Genomic DNA, 14,860 nt, shown 5'->3' on the forward strand with positions numbered 1-14,860 from the left:
TCAGCCCGCGGAGACGGCCGACGCGACGATCGCGCCGACCTGCTCGACGGCACTGGCGTCCGCCGGGTTGAAACGGTTCTTGGTCAGGGCGAACGCGACCTTCGTGGTGGTGTCGGCGTAGCCTGCGCTGCCGCCCATGCCGACCGCGCCGAAGACGTCGAGAGAGTCCTTCGGGTCCAGGCCCGGGCGGCCGAGGCTGTAGCCGAGGCCCCAGACCGTGGGCATGCCGAACACCTGGTCTACGCCTTCGAACGCCACGGAGGAGATCTCGCGCAACCGCTCTTCGGAGACCAGGCGGACCCCGTCGACCTCGCCGAGCAGGGCGGCGTACATCCGCGCGACGGCGCGCGCCGACATGGTGCCGCCGGCCGGGATGTCAGCCGTGAGGATGTCCGACCGGTTCCCGTACCCGGCGTTCGGCATCACCTGCGGCGGAGATGCCTTGAACAGCGGGAAGTCCTCGGGGAAGGCTCCGAAGGCGTTCGGGTCCATCGGCGCGTCCTCCAGCCTGGCCACACGTCCCAAGGCGGACTCCGGGACACCGAAGAAGAGTTCCTCGGCCACACCGAGCGGACCGGCGACGTCCTCGCGCAGCACCTGCGAGATCGGCTTGCCCGTCGAGCGACGGACGATCTCGCCCAGCAACCAGCCGTAGGTGAAGGCGTGGTAACCGGTCTGCGTGCCGGGCTCCCACCACGGCTCGGCGCCGGCCACCGCCGCCGTCATCTTGTCCCAGTCGGTGAGGTCCTCGTGGGTCACGTCGGCGGGCATGCCAGGCACGCCCGCCGTGTGAGTGAGAGCGTGGCGCACGGTGGCACCGGCCTTGCCGTGGACCGCGAACTCCGGCCACAGCTCGGCGATCGGGGTGTCGTAGCTGAACAGGCCGCGCTCGACGAGCACATGGACGACCGTCGCCGTCACACCCTTGGCCGTCGAAGCGCTGTAGAACGGGGTGTCCGACTCGACCGGCCGGCCGTCCGCCGGGTCGGCGACGCCCGCCACCGCGTCGACGACCAGTTCGCCGTCCACGTATACGGCAGCCTGGAGGCCGAGCTCGGCCCCCGAGTCGACCAGTGCGTCGAGGGTTTCCTGGACCTGCTTCTGAATGTCGCTCATGTGTCTTCCTTGCCGGGAGGGTTGACCAGGGCTCGGTACGGTGGGGGTGTGGACGCGCGGCAGGCCCTGGTTCTCCTTTGCGGGACCGGCGCTCCCCGGACTGTCACTCGCGCCCGTTCGGGCGCGCGCTTCAGTTCCGTACCGTCCACAAGTAGGGAAACATGGGATTGAAGAGACCGGCGCGCAGGTAGGCGGCTCCCGAGGTGCCCCCGGTGCCGGCCTTCCCCCCGATGGTTCGCGTCACCATCGTCACGTGCCGATAGCGCCATTCCTGCAGCAGCTGGTCGATGTCGAGCAGGCCTTCCGCGAGCCGCGCGGCCAGGCCGTTCTCCTCGTAGACCGCGCGCAGCGCCGCCTCCAGTCCCTCGCTCTCCTCAAGCGGCTTCGAGACGTCCCGGTCTCGCACCTCCGGCGGGATCCGGTAGCCGTTCAGGACCAGATAGGAGAGGTAGCTGTCGAACACCGACGGGGTGTTCATCGCGATTTCGAGCCGCGCGCGTTCGCTGCCCGGCGGGTAGCGCCTCAAGACCTCGTCGTCGCGTCGGCCCAGAGCGGCTTCGATCTCACGGAACTGAGCCGACTGGAACCCGCTGCCGTCCAGCGCGTGACGGAACGCGCTGAACTGCCCGGGTGTCATCGTCTCCAGGACATCGAGGTGTCCGATCACCACGCGCAGGATCACTGCCGCTCGGTGCAGTGCGTGCTGGGCGCGCGCGGTGTCCCCGTCGACCAGGGAGCGGCGCAGCAGTGCGAACTCGGCGAGAATCTGCTTGAACCACAGCTCGTGCGCCTGGTGGACGATGATGAAGAGCAGCTCTTCGTGCGCGTCGGTGCGTGGATCCTGCGCATCGAGGATCTTGTCCAGGGCGAGGTAGGACCCGTACGTCATGGGCGGCGCGGCGGCCACGGTCGTTGCGCTCACCGGGATCCCGCTCCCGTCGGGTGGGGCATGACGTCCTCCCGGAACAGGCAGGTGGGGTCGACGCGGTCGCGGATGCGGCCGACGGTGGCGAGATCGCCGTAGTCGAGGTGGCCCTGGGGCTGACCGGCGCCCTCCACGAAGGTGGGCGCGGTCCGGCCGGTGTCCCATGGGCCGAGTGCGCTGCGCAGGCCGGCCAAGTGGCCGAGGATCCGCTCAGCGGGCTGCAGTTCTGGCAGACCGGCGCCCATGTAGGCGTACGCGGCGCCGAGGTGGTTCAGCGCGCCGCCCGTCGGGTCAGGCTCGGCCAGGGCGCCGCCGAGCTGGCGCAGTTCGGCGGCCACCAGCGGCGATCGCGACCCGGGCCCGGCCGCTCGGAGGAACGCGGCGGCCCCGGTGTCACCCAGCTCGGTGAGGAGCATGTGGTCGCCCAGGACATTGACGGGACCGGGCGGGTCCATGTGGGCCAGGGGGACATCGGTGGGTCCGCCGGGCCGCCACGTGTCCTCAAGGGGGCGGGCGCACTCGCGCAGGGGGCCGAGCAGGTCCTCGGCGTACCGCAGGGCAGCCGCCTCATCGGCCTCGCCGGGCGCGAGGACGGCACCGGCGACACAGACGACGGGGCCGGCCGTGAGCTCCGCGGGGATCTCCGGGATCGCAGGCAGGTTCATGATCCGGAACGAGGTCCCGGCCTCACGGGGGGCTCCTTGAGCCCAGGTGCGCCACAGGTCCAGCAACCGCTCGGCGTACCGCCCAGACCAGAGCGCGGCTCCCGTGACGACGGCGGCCGCGGGGAAGAGCCGGAACTCCACCGCGGTCACGATGCCGAAGCCTCCGCCCCCGCCGCGCAGTGCCCAGAACAGCTCGGGGTCGTGGGAGGCGTCCACCCGGCGCAGCTCGCCGTCGGCCGTGACGAGCTCGATGGCGACGACGCTGTTGGAGGCCAGCCCGATCCGACGGCTGTAGAAACTCACGCCGCCCCGCAGCAGGTATCCGGTGACCCCCACGGAGGGTGAGGTGCCGTGCGGTGCCGCCAGCCCGTGCTGCGCGGCCGCCGCGACGACCTCGGACCAGGTGCTGCCGGCGGGGACCCGGGCCACCCGGCGCTCCGGGTCGACCACGACGCCGCCGGACAGCCGGGTGCGCACGAGCAGGCTGCCGTCCATTGACCCGGCGGCGCCCGCGGAGTGCCCGGTGGCGTGGACGCGCACCGGCAGGCCCAGACGCGTGGCCTGTGCGACGGCGGCCTGCACGTCGCCGACGCTGCGCGCGGTCACGGCGGCAGCCGGACGCGCCGGAGCCGCCTCGTTGAACACCTGTGTGGCGACGTCGTACTCGGGGCTACCCGGCCGGGCGAGTACGAGCCGGTCCCCGGTGGCCGCGGTCATGCGTGGGTTTCCTGCGCCACGCCGAACCGCACGCGGGAGTACTCACGGGTGGCCACGCTCGGCAGCAGTACGCCGATTCCCGCGTGGCTGTGCAGGGTCGACATGTCCCGCCAGACGCGCTCGATGCGCTCACCGGCGCGCACCGAGGCGGATCCCGCGGTGGGGAAGAGGTGGCCCTCCACCGCGTGCCAGGCCAGCTTCACCACCTCACGGCAGATGGTGGCCAGGCGCAGGTCCTCTTCGCGGGTGAACGCCTCGGGGCCCCGGGCGCAGGTCAGGCTCCACTGACGGGCCGCCTCGCGCACGGCGGCATCGGCGGTCGCGATCATTCCGGCGGCCTGCCCGTACCAGAGCTGGTAGTCGGGGTCCTCGGCCCGGACCACCTGGGTGAAGATGGTCGTGCGGGTGCGCATCAGGTCCTCGTACGCGTCCAGCGCGCCCTGTGCCATGCCAACCGCGAGCGAAGCGGACTCGAGCAGCATCGAGCTCAGCGGGCCGCCGCCGTACTCGGGGTTGCCGTGCAGGTCGCGTCCGGGAGTGCCCGCGGTGACGTCGACCTCGCTGAGGTGCCTGCCCTCGAAGGCGAAGTGGGCCGGAATCCGGCCGCCTTCGAACGTGATGCTGTGCGAGCCGCTGCCCTTGAGACCGAGCTGGCGGCCCCAGTCGTCCACCAGCGTCCACTCGCTGCGGGGCGCGATGAACAGCAGCAGCTGCGGTTCGCCGCCGTCCTCGCTCTCCACGGTCGTGTGGCCGATGAAGTGGGTCGCGTACGGAGCGCCCGAGCAGTAGGGGAAGGTCCCGTCGATGATCCAGCCGCCGTCGGCGTCCCGCCGGGCACGGCCCACGGGCGTGATGGTCGCCGGGCTGATGAAGTCGCCGCCGGCGAAGATCTCGGCCTGTGCGTCCTCGCCGAAGAGGGTGGCGACCGCCAGCGCGTGGGCGGCGCCAAGGGTGTACATCCAGCCAGTGGAGGGGCAGCCCCGCGCCAGCGCCTGGGCGACGCGCATGAACGTTTCGACACCGAACTCGTACCCGCCGTAACGGCGCGGGACCAGGATCCGGTAGAGGCCGGCCCGGGCGAACTCCGCGTGCGTGTCCGCCGCGTAGTAGGTGCGTTCCTCGGTCTCGGCCTGACGGGCGACGAGCGTGCGGGCGAGGGTCTCGGCCCGCTCGACGACCTCGGCGGGGGTGAGGTCCGGCTCCGGCGGCGCCACTGCGGCGACGCCGGCGGGGAGGGTTGCGGTGCTCATTGTTTGGGGGTCCCTTCGGAGCCGGCTGGTCAGTCCCGGTTCGACGGTGCGACGTTGACGTTGCGGGAGAAGAGGTTCTCCGGGTCGTACGTGTCCTTGACCGTTTGGAGGCGCGCGTAAGTCTGCGGCGGGTAGACCGCGGCCAGGTCGTCCGCGTCGAGGTCGCTCAGGAAGTTGCTGTAGGCGCCGCGCGTGTACGGGGCCAGGGACTCCCAGAACCGGGTGAGCGCCGCCCCGGCGTCAAGGTTCTCCTCGCGCGTGCCCAGCTTGGCGGTGTTGACCATCAGCTCGGCGTCACGGTGGGCGAACGCTGTGGCCTGCGCGGGAACGCGGCCGACTGCGCCGCCGAGGCTGCGCAGCTCCACGAAGAGCGTGCCGAAGGACGCGGCGCCGTCGAGCAGTGTGTCGACGAACTCGTCGTCGGCGGTGTGCACGAAGCGGTTGCGGACGGTGGGCTGCCAGTCACCCGGCAGCTCGCCCGGAACCTCCAGCACCGACGGGTACGGCACGAGGTTGACGTCCTTGCTCTCGACCGTGCCGAGCTCCAGGAGCGGGGCGATCGCGGCGTCCGCCGCAGCCGCGTCGTCGCCGGCGTAGCAGACGAGCAGCGTCACCGGAGCCGGGTCGCCGCCGAAGGAGGGGAACAGCGCGACGTGCGACGTCAGCTCGTCGGGCGCGGTGCGCAGGTAGCGGGCCCACCCCTTGACGACCTGTGCCGCCTCCGTGGCCGGGTAGCTGATGCTGCCGAAGTGGACGAGGCCACAGGGCCGGGCAGTGATTTCGAAGGAGGTCACGATTCCGAAATTGCCGCCGCCTCCGCGCAGAGCCCAGAAGAGGTCGCTGTTGTCCTCGGCGCTCGCCCACAGCACGCGTCCGTCGGCCGTGACGACCTCGGCCGCGACGACGTTGTCGAGGGCCAGCCCGCTGCTGCGGACAAGCCAGCCGATGCCGCCGCCGAGCAGCAGCCCGCCCACGCCCACGCTGGTGGTGTCACCGGAGGAGAACGCCAGACCGTGTTCCTGGAGGCGATCGGCGACGTCGCTCCACGTCGCACCGGGGCCGACCCGGACGAGGTGGTTCTCGGAGTCCAGCAGTTCTATCCCGTTCAGCAGGGACAGGTCGATGACGATGCCGCCCTCGTCCGTGCTGAGTCCGGCGTTGCTGTGACCACCGCTGCGCACGGAGATCCTGAGCTGCTGTTCACGCGCGAAACGGACGGCCTGCTGGACGTCGCTGGTGCTGAGGCAGCGGACGACGAGCTCGGGCTGGCCCTGGTGCGAGAAGACGTTGCGGACCTGCTCGTAGTCACCGTCTCCGGGCAGCACGACGGCGCCCGAGACGCTCTCGGCCAAGGCGGTTGCCGCAGCGGAATTCATGGAGTCTCCTGTGGGGATCGAAGCGGCCGGGGCGCGGCCTCAGCCTGGCACGCGGCGGAGCACCGACGCGTCTTTCAGAATGCGGGGTTGGGCCCGGCGGCCCGTGCCGCCTCAGTGGTGGTATTCACCGGCGTTGACGTCCAGGCACTGCCCGGTGACGGCCCGGGACAGGTCGGACAGCAGGAAGAGCACGCTGTCGGCGATCTCCTCCGGTTCGGGCAGGCGGCGCAGGTCGAGCCCGGCGGCGACCTCGTCGTAGACCTGCTGCTCCGGGACGCCCCGCTCACCCGCAAGGTAGGCGAAATAGCCCTGGAGGGCGGGCGCCCAGATGTAGCCGGGGGCCACGGTGTTGACCCGGATGCCCTGCGGGCCCAGCTCGCTCGCCAGGCTCTGCGCGAGAGCCAGCAGACTGGCCTTCGCCATCTTGTAGGTGCCGAACAGGGGCTTGGAGTGGCGGATGGCCACCGAGTTGATCATCGCGACCGATCCCTTGCTCTCGCTGAGCGCGGGAGCGAACAGGCGGGTGAGGCGGAGGGCGGCGTACACGTTGGTCTCGAAGCCGGCCCGCACGTCCTCGATCGCCACCTCGGCCAGCGGGACCATCGGCGGTACGGCGAAGGCATTGTTGACCAGTCCGTCCACCCGGCCGAAGGTCTCGACGGCGGTCTTGACCAGTGCCTGGGCGGCTGCCTCGTCCGTGATGTCGGTGGGCACCGCCAGCGCACGCCGGCCGGCCGCCTCGACCTCGGCGGCCGTCTCCGCGAGGACCGACTCGGTCCGGGCCGCGAGGACGACGTCCGCGCCGTTGCGCGCGGCGCGCAGGGCGAGAGCCCGGCCGAGGCCCGGGCCCACGCCGGACACCACGACGACCTTGTTCTGCAGGAGTGCGCTCACAATGCGTCCTTCTTCTTGTCGGGGTCGTACAGCAGGTACGGACGCGGTGTCAGATGAGCTCGCTGACGGGCCGGGAGGCGGTCCGGTTCAGCCACCACTGGACGAGGAAGAGGTTGATCACCCATCCCAGCCACGGCGCCGTACCGGTGATCTGCCCCCACACCGCCTGGTCCTGCACACCGAGGGACAGGAGCAGGACCACGAACACGCGACCCCACACGATGTTGATGGCGAACGCGAAGCTGTAGAGCATCCACTGACGGTGCGAGCGGACGTTGCCCTGGAGCGCGCGCCAGGTGCCCATGGCGGTCGAGACCAGCCACAGGATCCCGCCCAGCGTGGTGCCTACGGAGGGCCCCGCCGACAGCGGGGTGATGAGGAACGCGAGCACGGCGGAGGGGAGGACACCGGCGAAGACGTACGTGCGCCCCACCCACCGGTGGACCCTCGGGTGCTTGCGGCGCACCCACGGCCACAACTGGAGGACGACCGTCAGCAGGGCGATGGTGCCGGTCGCGATGTGCGCGACGAGCATCGGGTAGTGGGCCGGGGAGTCGGGGCGGATCGGTATCAGCGATGCCTTGGGGTCGAGTCCCAGGTAGGGCGGCCACACGAACATGAGGAAGGCGAACACGACCACGGCCAGCGGGATCACCCATGCCTGGCGCCACCACGGGGGAGTGGTCCCGGTGCCGGGAACGGCGCCCGTGCCCCGCTGCGGCGCGCGGGCGGCCGGCTCTGCCGGGGCGGCGTCGGTGGGTCTCGCCGGAACTTCGGCGACCTGCAGGTTCTGTGCCACGGATTCCTCCTGAAGGATCTGGCGGGGTACGGAGCGGATGAAGGGCCGGCCGGTCAGCCGACCCGGAACCGGTGAGGCCCACGCGGTCCGGGCACCAGGCCGAGGCAGTGTGCGTTGTAGTCGTCGAGCAGGTCCTGCGCTTCGGCCGTCGCCCGCGCGAAGCGCACGGCCGGGTCGGCACCCGAGACGAGCACGTCGTGCATCGCCGCGGTCATGGCGTCCTGCACCGATACGAAGTCACCGAGCAGAGCGCCGCGCGAGGCGAGCGAGCGGTCGCCCGCGTCGAGCTGGTCGAGAGCCACCTGGTGGTGGGGGTTCTCCTCGAACCAGCCCTCTTTCTCCAGGAGGGCGTGCGCGGACCGGGTGACCGGGATGAAACCGCTCGTCTTGTGCCGCGCGGCCGAGTTCTCGGGCGTCAGGAAGGTGAGGAGGAAGGCCAGTGCGGCGTCCTGCTCCGCCGGTTCCAGTCCTGCGGTCAGCCACAGCGAGTCGCCGCCGATCACGTTTCCCGCGTAGGGGACGGCCTCGGGGCGTGGCATCGGAACCGCCTCGACGCGGAATCCGCCGTCCCGGCCGGCCTGGACCATGCGGTCGGCCTCCACCGAGGTGCTGAGTACGAACGCCACCTGCTGCCCGGCGAAGGCACGGTAGTTGCGCTCCCACGCCGGATAGGTGTCGTCGCCGGCAGATCGCAGGCCCGTGTAGAGGTAGTGGCCCGCCGCGTGGAGCTCGCGCCACCAGCGGACGAATGACAGTACGGCCGGCGAGTCCAGCTCGACGGCGGCGGCGCGCTCCGAGCGGCCGTTTCCGGGGGAGGCGAGCAGTCCGCCCTGCTGGGCGACCGCCTGCTGGAACATCCAGCCGTGGTTGGGCCACGTGATCCCGTGCGCCGGGCCGCCCTCCAGGGCGGCGACGGCCTCACACGCGGCGGTGATGCCCGCCCAGGTCGTCGGGACCTCGCTCAACCCGGCCGCCTCCAGCAGCGTGGTGTTGGCGTAGAGCAGCGTGGTCGAGGTCAGTGGGGGCAGGGCGAACAGCCCCTCGTCGCCCAGCGTGTAGTAGTCGCGCGCGGCCGTCACCAGGTCGTCCAGTCGTACCGGCACGTCCAGGATCTCGTCGCGGCCCGCGATGGCCTTCTCGACGGAGGTGAACAGCGGGGATCCGTCCGCGGCCCGAAGGTCGCCGGCCAGCCGCGTCGACGTGTAGAAGCTCTGGACGATCGCAGGCGGCTTCCCCCCGGCGGCCGCACGGGCCACCTCCTCCGGCAGGCGAAGGTGGTCGATCCCCCGGACCTCCACCCTGACGCCGGGGTGCGTCCGGCCGAACTCTTCGGCCAGGCTTCTCGTCTCGCTCAGGAACAGGGGCACGACCGGGTAGTCGTTGAGCCAGACATCAAGGACGACCTCGTCGGTCATGGGTTTCGGCCTCCGGTCGCGCGCACCAGCGAAAGACATTGGGGCCCATTCTCGGCAGCCGAGGATGCCCCCGCATCTTCTGGAGTGCTCTCAAAGCGGCAATCTGGGAGAAGGCCGTGTGGCGGACCGGATGACAGACTCGTTGCCCTGGGCGAGGAGAGGAAGACCATGGGTGAAGAGCGGCGGAAAACACGTCCGTTCACCGGTGACGAATATGTGGAGAGCCTCCGCGACAGCCGTGAGGTCTACATATACGGGGACCGGGTAAAGGACGTCACTTCGCATCCCGCCTTCCGCAATCCGATCCGCATGACGGCGCGGCTCTACGACGCCCTCCACGATCCGGAGAAGCAAAAGGTCCTCACGACCGCGACGGACACCGGGAGCGATGGCTTCACCCACCGCTTCTTCACGACGCCGCGTTCGGTCGAGGATCTCGTGGCGGATCAGCAGGCCATCGCCGAATGGTCCCGGCTCAGCTACGGGTGGATGGGTCGCAGCCCCGATTACAAGGCTTCCTTCCTGGGTACCCTCGGTGCCAACGCGGACTTCTACGGACCCTTCGCGGACAACGCGCGCCACTGGTACCGGGAATCGCAGGAGAAGGTCCTGTACTGGAACCACGCCATCGTGCACCCGCCCGTCGACCGCAGCCTCCCGCCGGACCAGGTCAAGGACGTCTTCGTCCACGTGGAGAAGGAGACGGACGCGGGCCTCGTGGTCAGCGGGGCCAAGGTCGTGGCGACCGGCTCCGCGTTGACCCACTACAACTTCATCGCGCATTACGGGCTTCCCGTGAAGGAACGCGAGTTCGCGCTGGTGGCGACCGTTCCGATGGACGCACCGGGGCTCAAGCTCATCTGCCGCCCCTCCTACGCCGCGAACGCCGCCATGATGGGCAGCCCCTTCGACTACCCGCTCAGCTCGCGCCTGGACGAGAACGACACCATCCTCGTGATGGACAAGGTCCTCATCCCCTGGGAGAACGTCTTCATCTACGGGGACCTCGGCAAGGTCCAGATGTTCACCGCCAAGTCCGGATTCCCCGAGCGGTTCACCTTCCACGGGTGCACCCGGCTCGCGGTGAAGCTGGAATTCCTGGCCGGTCTGCTGGCCAAGGCCCTGGAGATCACCGGCACCAGCGACTTTCGGGGCGTGCAGAGCCGGCTCGGCGAGGTGCTGGCCTGGCGGAACCTGTTCTGGGGGCTGTCGGACGCGGCGGCCCGCAATCCCGTCGAGTGGAAGAACGGCGCGCTGCTGCCCAACCCCCAGTACGGGATGGCCTACCGCTGGTTCATGCAGATCGGCTACCCGCGGATCAAGGAGATCATCCAGCAGGACGTGGCCAGCGGCCTCATCTACGTCAATTCCAGCGCCGACGACTTCGCTAATCCGCAGATCCGTCCGTATCTGGACAAGTACGTCCGCGGTTCGGGCGGTACGGACGCCGTCGGGCGGGTCAAGCTCATGAAGCTCCTGTGGGACGCCGTGGGCACCGAATTCGGCGGCCGTCACGAGCTTTACGAGCGTAACTACGCTGGGAACCACGAGAACACCCGCGTGGAGATGCTGTTCGCCCAGACGGTCAGCGGCCAGCTGGACCAGTACAAGGGCTTCGTCGACGAGTGCCTGTCCGAGTACGACCTGAATGGCTGGACCGTTCCGGACCTCGACTCCTTCGACGACCTGCGGAAGATCAGAAATCAAACGCTCAATGGCTGAGGAGAAGAACCCGTGACGAACCGTGTCGAGCAGAGTGCCGCGCAGATCTGGACCGAGGTGCTCAAGCCCGGTTTTGGCGAGGAAGGACACTCGTTCTTCGCCTTGTCGGGACAGTCGGTGTCGGCCATGCGGATCGTGGCGCGCCTGGAGTCGGAGCTCGGGATCGAGTTCGACATCAGCGTCCTGTTCGACGATCCGGACCGGGACACGTTCGTGCGCACCGTGGCGGCCGCGGCCGCGGCCGCGGCCGACGACGGCGCGAGCCACGCCGCGTGAGCGTGACCCAGGCCCCCGTGGTCCCACTCTCGGTCCAGCAGCAGTTCCTGTGCCTGTGGGACAAGGGCGACGACATGGGCCCGTTTGGGCCGCGGTTCCACATAGTCGACGGCTGGCGGATCCGGGGCCGCATCGACCCCGCCGTGCTCCAGGCCGCGCTCGACGACGTGGTGGTGCGCCACGAGGCACTACGGACCACGGTCGTCCGTGACGGGGCACAGGGCCATCAGAGGATCCTCGAACCCCGTGCGGTGCCCCTGGAGGTGCGGGAACTGCCCGCCACCGACCCGGTGGACTCGCACGAGCGCGATCTCCTCGCCGAGGAACTCCTCAACGAGATCGCCGCGGACACCATCAGCGTGCGCCGGCTCCCGCTGCTGCGCGCGGTCCTGGGACGGTTCGACGAAGACGACGCGGTCCTGGCGCTGATTGCGCACCACACTGCGGTCGACGCCTGGTCCATGCAGGTCATCCTCCGCGACCTCGCCGCGTTCTACGCCGCGCGCGCCGGTTTCCCCGGTCCGGCCTTGCCCGAGGCACCCCAGTACCGCGAGTACGCCCAGTGGCAGCGCACCGACGAGGCGCTGGAAGCCGGGCGCCCGGCCCGTGCCTTCTGGCGCAGCCGGCTCGACGGGGCCCGGGCGCTGGCCCTGCCCTCCGACCGTCTGCGCTCCCGCGAACCCGTCTTCTCCACCGCGTGGCACCGCTTCTCGTACGGCCCCGACCTGTGCTCCGCGACGGCGGAGATCGCCATAGGCACCCGCAGCTCGGCATTCATCGTCCTGCTGGCCGCCTTCAACGTCTTCCTCCAGGGAGAGACGGGCGAGAACGACATCGTCGTTCCGACCTTCACGCCCGGCCGCAGCCAGGCACGATTCCAGGAAGCGGTCGGATCGTTCTTCAACTTCCTTCCGCTGCGCACCGACCTCGCCGGCTGTGCCACCTTCCGTGACGTGGTGCAGCGCACGCGCGCCACCTGCCTGGAGGCCTACACGCGGGAGATCCCGCTGGCGCACGTGCTCGAAGAGGCCCCGGCGCTGATGGAGCGTGTCGCCGTCGACGGCCTCGCCTCCTGCGTGTTCCAGGTCATCCAGACACCGTTCACGATGGACCGCGAAGCCGTGGGACCGCTGGAGTACTCGGCGATCCGCCGCAAGGTCCTGTCCCAGTCCGTCGGCTCCGACATCCCGGACGGCCTGCTGCTGTGCCTGGAGGTCGACGCGTCCGGAGACCTCATCGGCGAACTCGGATACAGCACCAACCTCTACGACGAGAGCACGGTCCACCGTCTGGTGGCCGGCTTCCGAGGGGTGCTCGCAGAACTGCTCGCGGCCCCCGACACCACACTGACCGACCTGCGAATCCGCCCCACCAGGAGTGACGACACGTGAAGTACCTGCTCATCATGCACATGGACCCGGCCCTGTGGGAGTCGCTTGCCGCCGAGCGGCAGCAAGAGGTGTTCGACGGCCACGACACCTTTCAGGAGGTGATCCGCGAGAGCGGTGAGATGGTCGTCACCAAGGCCCTCGACTTCCCGGTCAACACCGTCACGGTGAAGGTCAGGAACGGCGCCGTCGAGACCGCGCAGGGCCCCTACGTTCCGCACGAGTCCTTCCTCTGCGGCTACTACGTCGTGGACGTCCCCTCCAAGGAGCGGGCCGTCGAGCTCGCGGCGCTGATTCCTGACGCGAAGCTCACCGCGGTCGAGGTCCGCGAGGTCATTCACGAGGCGGGCGCTGTCGTCTAGCACCGCCGGTACCGCACACACGTGAGGGCCCCGCCGCTGGTAGCGGCGGGGCCCTCACGTGTGTGACGCCGGCGAGTCAATTCCGCGGCTTGCGCACGGTGACGATGCTGTACGCGATCCGCTCCGCGCCCGGGCTGAAGAAGTCGGCCATCGCGTCCTTGAGGCCCGAGACCGCCTCCTCCCCAAACGCTGCGGCGAGTTTGTGCCGGGTCTGCTCGGCGGCCTCGACGTACTTCGGTCCCAGCCCGAAGACGCGGGGACCGCACTGCGTGTACTCCTCGACGGCGAAGCCGGCCGCCTCCAGGGCTTCCAGCCAGCCCTCGACGGGCTGGAGGTGCGGCAGGGCGAGCCGGTCGGCGAGCTGGTCGCGCTCGTCTCGGCCCACACCCGGTGCCAGCGTGTAGTCGGTCATGGTCAGTGCCCCGCCGGCCCGCAGGATGCGGAACAGTTCGGCCAGCGCCTCCGACAGGTCCGGGGCGTACTGGAGTGACTCCATGGCCATGACGGCGTCGAACGAGCCGTCCGGGTGGTGGCCGAGGCGGGCGTAGTCGCCGTGTTCGAAGGACGCGACGCCGGACAGGCCACGCTCGGCGGCCTTGCGCGTACCGGCGTCGGCCTCGAACCGGCTGATGGTGACACCGGTGACCGTGGCCCCGGTCTCCTCGGCCATCTGGAGCGAGGGGCCGCCGGGGCCGCAGCCGGCGTCCAGGAGCCGGTCGCCCCTGCGCACGCCTAGGACGTCCGCCACCTTGCGGGTCAGCCGGCGGGAGGCCTCGGCCATTGGGGTCGCATCGTCGGGGCCGTACCAGTACGACAGGTGCGCCTGGCCGTCGTTGAAGACGTCGGAGACCGGCGAGGACTGGTCCCACCGCTCGCCGCCGGTGATCGCCTCCGCTGTTCGGGTGCTCATCTCTCCTGCTTTCGGCTGCCGGCGGGGTCAGTATGTGACGACGGCACGGAAGCGGATGTCGCCCTTGGCGGCCAGCGCGACGGCCTCGGCGATCCGCTCCTTGGGGAAGACTTCGATGATCGGCTCGACCTTGCCGTCCGCCACCAGTTCAAGCGCCTCGGCCAGGTACTCCAGACCGTTGTGGGTGGCGCCGATGATCTGCTGGCGCTGGGCCCACACAGGGCTGTCGGGGGCGATCGTGAACGAGCCCTCCGGGTCGATGGTCGCCAGCACCAGCCGGCCGTTGGGCCGCAGACCCTTGAGCGCATCGGTGGCCGCCTCGTACGACGTCCCCGTGACGAGGATGACGTCGGCACCGCCCGCGGCGCGCAGCTGCTCGCCATCCGCGACGACGACGGAGGCACCCAGCTCGCGGGCCAGTTCGTGCTTGTCGGGGGAGCGGGTGATGGCCACGGTGTCGAAGCCGCAGGCGCGGGAGAACTGAAGTGCCAGGTGGCCCAGGCCGCCGATGCCGAGGACGGCCACCCGCTCGTGCGGCTTGGGGTCGGCGGCGCGCAGCGCGCTCCAGGAGGTGTAGCCGGCACAGAGCATCGGGGCGGCCTGCTCGTAGCCGACAGCATCGGGCAGCAGCACCGTGGAGTCGGCGAGTACCGCGATGTACTCGGCGTGGTGGCCCGGCACGGTCAGACCGCTCATGACCGGCGCGGCGCAGTTCATGCCGGACTGCCCAGTCAGCGGAAGGCCGAGCTCGCAGTAGTCGCAGCTGCCGCACGTGCCCTGCACCCATGTGGCGCCGACCCGGTCGCCCGCCTTGCGGTGGGTGACGCCCGGTCCCACCGCGACCACGTCTCCGGCCGCCTCGTGTCCGACCACGACGGGGTCGAACTGGGGGAAGGGGAAGTGGCCGTCGGTCAGCCACAGGTCGTTGTGGCAGATGCCCGACGCGCGCACCCGGATCAGGACCTGGCCGGGACCGGGCTGCGGGACCGGGATGTCGCGCAGCTCCCACTCCGCGCCGGCCTCCGCCACGACGGCCGCCTTCATC

Annotated in this window: 14 protein-coding genes; 4 read left to right on the forward strand and 10 right to left on the reverse strand. The window is 70.3% G+C overall.

Translation table 11 applies throughout. The annotated features are described in order from the left end of the window. The 8 genes from EES41_RS40625 to EES41_RS40660 form a co-directional block, all read right to left on the reverse strand. Nucleotides 1–1,116 carry a serine hydrolase domain-containing protein gene (locus EES41_RS40625; protein WP_123083535.1) on the reverse strand — a complete coding sequence of 372 codons (1,116 nt, stop codon included), beginning with the start codon at nucleotides 1,114–1,116 and terminating at the stop codon, nucleotides 1–3. A gap of 130 nt (nucleotides 1,117–1,246) precedes the next feature. Then, nucleotides 1,247–2,005 carry a tryptophan 2,3-dioxygenase gene (locus EES41_RS40630; RefSeq protein WP_123083591.1) on the reverse strand — a complete coding sequence of 253 codons (759 nt, stop codon included), beginning with the start codon at nucleotides 2,003–2,005 and terminating at the stop codon, nucleotides 1,247–1,249. 29 nt (nucleotides 2,006–2,034) lie between these two features. After that, on the reverse strand, nucleotides 2,035–3,423 hold the full coding sequence (locus EES41_RS40635; protein ID WP_123083536.1) for an FAD-binding oxidoreductase: 1,389 nt from the start codon (nucleotides 3,421–3,423) through the stop codon (nucleotides 2,035–2,037). Further along, nucleotides 3,420–4,673 carry an acyl-CoA dehydrogenase family protein gene (locus EES41_RS40640; RefSeq protein WP_123083537.1) on the reverse strand — a complete coding sequence of 418 codons (1,254 nt, stop codon included), beginning with the start codon at nucleotides 4,671–4,673 and terminating at the stop codon, nucleotides 3,420–3,422. Before EES41_RS40640 ends, EES41_RS40635 begins: the two co-directional genes overlap by 4 nt. Before the next feature lie 29 nt (nucleotides 4,674–4,702). Next, on the reverse strand, nucleotides 4,703–6,049 hold the full coding sequence (locus tag EES41_RS40645) for an FAD-binding oxidoreductase (RefSeq protein WP_123083538.1): 1,347 nt from the start codon (nucleotides 6,047–6,049) through the stop codon (nucleotides 4,703–4,705). 111 nt (nucleotides 6,050–6,160) lie between these two features. Further along, entirely contained in the window at nucleotides 6,161–6,943 is a 783-nt protein-coding gene (locus EES41_RS40650) for an SDR family oxidoreductase (protein WP_123083539.1), read from the reverse strand. 49 nt (nucleotides 6,944–6,992) lie between these two features. Next, complete coding sequence (locus tag EES41_RS40655; RefSeq protein WP_241197461.1) at nucleotides 6,993–7,742, reverse strand: DUF2306 domain-containing protein; 750 nt, start codon at nucleotides 7,740–7,742, stop codon at nucleotides 6,993–6,995. A 53-nt stretch (nucleotides 7,743–7,795) separates the two neighbouring features. Then, entirely contained in the window at nucleotides 7,796–9,157 is a 1,362-nt protein-coding gene (locus EES41_RS40660; protein WP_123083540.1) for an extracellular solute-binding protein, read from the reverse strand. 168 nt (nucleotides 9,158–9,325) lie between these two features. Here EES41_RS40660 and EES41_RS40665 point away from each other — a divergent pair, with 168 nt between their 5' ends. Genes EES41_RS40665 through EES41_RS40680 form a run of 4 tightly spaced genes read left to right on the forward strand, consistent with a single transcriptional unit; the run spans nucleotide 9,326 to nucleotide 12,905 of the window. After that, nucleotides 9,326–10,879 carry a 4-hydroxyphenylacetate 3-hydroxylase N-terminal domain-containing protein gene (locus tag EES41_RS40665; protein WP_123083541.1) on the forward strand — a complete coding sequence of 518 codons (1,554 nt, stop codon included), beginning with the start codon at nucleotides 9,326–9,328 and terminating at the stop codon, nucleotides 10,877–10,879. A gap of 12 nt (nucleotides 10,880–10,891) precedes the next feature. Next, nucleotides 10,892–11,155, forward strand: a complete 264-nt coding sequence (locus EES41_RS40670; protein ID WP_123083542.1) for a phosphopantetheine-binding protein — start codon at nucleotides 10,892–10,894, stop codon at nucleotides 11,153–11,155. After that, entirely contained in the window at nucleotides 11,152–12,546 is a 1,395-nt protein-coding gene (locus EES41_RS40675; RefSeq protein ID WP_241197462.1) for a condensation domain-containing protein, read from the forward strand. Before EES41_RS40670 ends, EES41_RS40675 begins: the two co-directional genes overlap by 4 nt. After that, a complete protein-coding gene (locus EES41_RS40680) occupies nucleotides 12,543–12,905 on the forward strand; it encodes a YciI family protein (RefSeq protein WP_123083543.1) in 363 nt (120 codons plus the stop codon). Before EES41_RS40675 ends, EES41_RS40680 begins: the two co-directional genes overlap by 4 nt. A gap of 76 nt (nucleotides 12,906–12,981) precedes the next feature. Here EES41_RS40680 and EES41_RS40685 read toward each other — a convergent pair whose 3' ends face one another. After that, complete coding sequence (locus EES41_RS40685) at nucleotides 12,982–13,815, reverse strand: cyclopropane-fatty-acyl-phospholipid synthase family protein (RefSeq protein ID WP_123083544.1); 834 nt, start codon at nucleotides 13,813–13,815, stop codon at nucleotides 12,982–12,984. 27 nt (nucleotides 13,816–13,842) lie between these two features. Next, nucleotides 13,843–14,859, reverse strand: coding sequence for an alcohol dehydrogenase catalytic domain-containing protein (locus EES41_RS43675; RefSeq protein ID WP_254211981.1), 1,017 nt, complete (start codon nucleotides 14,857–14,859; stop codon nucleotides 13,843–13,845). Nucleotide 14,860 lies beyond the last annotated feature (1 nt).

The sequence above is a fragment of the Streptomyces sp. ADI95-16 genome (genome assembly GCF_003721495.1).
Classification (GTDB): Bacteria; Actinomycetota; Actinomycetes; order Streptomycetales; family Streptomycetaceae; genus Streptomyces; species Streptomyces goshikiensis.